The following is a 2,425-nucleotide window of genomic DNA, read 5'->3' on the forward strand; positions in this document are numbered from 1 at the left end:
GCAACAATCGATGGGTAGGGCTTTCAAGAGAAAATTTTGAGATATTAGAGTGAATGTCAAATTTGACAAGGCTCCAGACGCTTTGCGTTCTGAGCGGATTTGCGATCGCTCTCTCCTCACACCCTCCTGAAAGTGTAGTTTTATATGAATTGGATTATCCAGCATGGGCGGAAAATCTTGAAAAGCTTATCCGAGCTATTTACGGCTGAACTTTTGCGGGCGGGGGACAAACCTCTGTCGATCAGTTCGATCGTCACGCTGATTTTGTTAGCTTTGGCTGTCTTTTTCATTTCCAGAGCGCTAGGCGAGTGGATGAAGCGGGGGCTCCTAGTGCGTTTGAAACTAGATAGGGGAAGTCGAGAAGCTATCTCTACTGTCATCAGCTATTTCCTCTCTGCTTTGGGTGGTTTGATTGTGCTGCAAACCGCAGGCATAAATCTCAGTTCTCTGGCTGTATTAGCTGGAGTTTTGGGAATTGGATTTGGTTTTGGGCTACAAAATTTAGCCAGTAATTTTATCAGCGGATTGACGCTCCTTGTGGAACAACCGATTAAAGTCGGCGATTTTGTTGAGGTGGAAGGGTTATTGGGAACTGTAGAAAACATTTCTATCCGTTCTACGATTGTCCGTACTATCGATGGAGTTTTTGTAATTGTTCCTAATATTCGTTTTGTTGAAAATCATATTGTTAACTGGACTTATCGCGATCCCAAGTGCTGTATCCATGTTCCGGTCGGCGTTGCCTACGGTAGCGATCCAGTATTGGTCACAGAGGCACTGCTAGCTGCTGCTCGTATGGAACCTGGGGTTTTATCCTATCCATCGCCCAAAGTGTGGTTTAAATGTTTCGCGGAAAGTACTCTCAATTTTGAATTATTGGTTTGGATCGACCAACCTGCAAATAGCGAACCGCTCAAAAGCGCTTTAAACTTTCGGATCGAGCAGGAATTACGTCATCGCCAGATCCATATTCCTTTCCCGCAACGGGAACTCTGGATTAGAAATATAGAGGAGTTAAACACGCTGGTTCATCAAACTGGCGGTACGGAAGTTTCCAATAGCAATGTAGCTTCCCAAAAGACCTCACCGTCAGAAACAACTCATCCATTGCCGAAATCGCCTAATAACTTAAATCTGCGCGAATTGTTGCGGAGGGTTACTTACTTTGAGTCTTGTAGCGATCTCGAACTGCGGCAGTTAATTGAGTATGGGTATCGACAACTTTTTCCGGCAGGACAGATTGTTTGTCAAGAAAATGAACCAGGTGACTCATTTTACATCATTTTGACAGGTTCTGTGGAAGTTTTTTCGCAGCGGGCCGAGAAATATATCGCCACGCTTCACGATGGGGAGTTTTTTGGCGAGATGTCTTTGCTGTTGGGAATTCCGCGCTCAGCGACGGTTCGCACCTTATCGGACACGATACTGTTTGTTGTAGACCGAAATGATTTACAGAAGTTATTAGTAGAGCATCAGGGTTTAGCAGATCAAATTGCCCAAACCCTTTCCGAACGTCAACAGGCGCTGCGAGACTTAGGCTTATCAACAGCAGATGCCTCGCAGGAGACGCCTTTTATATGGATACGCAAACGCATTCAAAGCCTTTTCGGTATTTGAGCGAGCTAGGAACTAGCCTCTAGCTTCTCTGCAATTACCTCTGGTGTTTTAAAAATGTTTCGATACAATAAGAGTTAGGTAGGTATGACCTACACCAAGAAACCATACACCTGTAGCGGTGGAAAGATGGCCATAGCTCTGCTATCGACTCTGAAAATCTTGGATGGTAATGTGTACTACCGTGGGATCGTACTAAACATAGGCATCATTAAAAAAATGCACAGTAACAATTGCAATGTGGTTGGTAAAGCCTATTTATGAACCCACCAAACCTGAGAAAAAGCTTATAACCAAACAGAATGCAACAATCGCAAGGATGGAAGCTGTGCAAAGACTTCAGTCTGTCCACCTGAAAGCGAGGGGGTCTTCAGTGTGATTGCTATATCAAAGCGTCCGACTGGGCGCACTTGGGCTACCATCAGCTTTGCTTCTACCCTCTACCTTTGTCCGATTCTGGATCTGCTGGTGGCGGAAATTCCCGACCAATGGCAGCTAGAAGTTCGACTGGGATTGCAAGAAGCTTTGGTGAATGCTGCCAAGCATGGAAATAAACTCGATCCCAGTAAAACAGTTGTAGTGCGATTTGCAACGATCGCCGATCACTACTGTTGGGTGATCTCCGATCAAGGATCGGGATTTAGCCCTTGTTGTAAGTGCGAGATCGATCCCGACGAGCATTTGCCTCCAGATGAGTCAGAATGCGGCAGAGGCTTATATATTCTGTACAAAGTGTTTGACCAAGTGAATTGGAACGCTGAGGGAACAGAGTTGAGCCTCTGCAAGCATATTAAGACTCGTTACAAACTAC

At 45.2% G+C, this 2,425-nt stretch carries 2 protein-coding genes; both read left to right on the forward strand.

Annotated features, from left to right (window positions below; genetic code table 11):
• Nucleotides 1–177 precede the first annotated feature (177 nt).
• Entirely contained in the window at nucleotides 178–1,617 is a 1,440-nt protein-coding gene (locus H6S82_RS29200) for a cyclic nucleotide-binding domain-containing protein (protein WP_347339566.1), read from the forward strand.
• A 372-nt stretch (nucleotides 1,618–1,989) separates the two neighbouring features.
• Nucleotides 1,990–2,425 (forward strand): ATP-binding protein (locus H6S82_RS29205; protein WP_191057174.1); only part of this gene is annotated, 436 nt, incomplete at its 3' end.

The organism is Planktothrix sp. FACHB-1355, from assembly GCF_014748295.1.
In the GTDB taxonomy this organism is placed as follows: domain Bacteria; phylum Cyanobacteriota; class Cyanobacteriia; order Cyanobacteriales; family Aerosakkonemataceae; genus Aerosakkonema; species Aerosakkonema funiforme_A.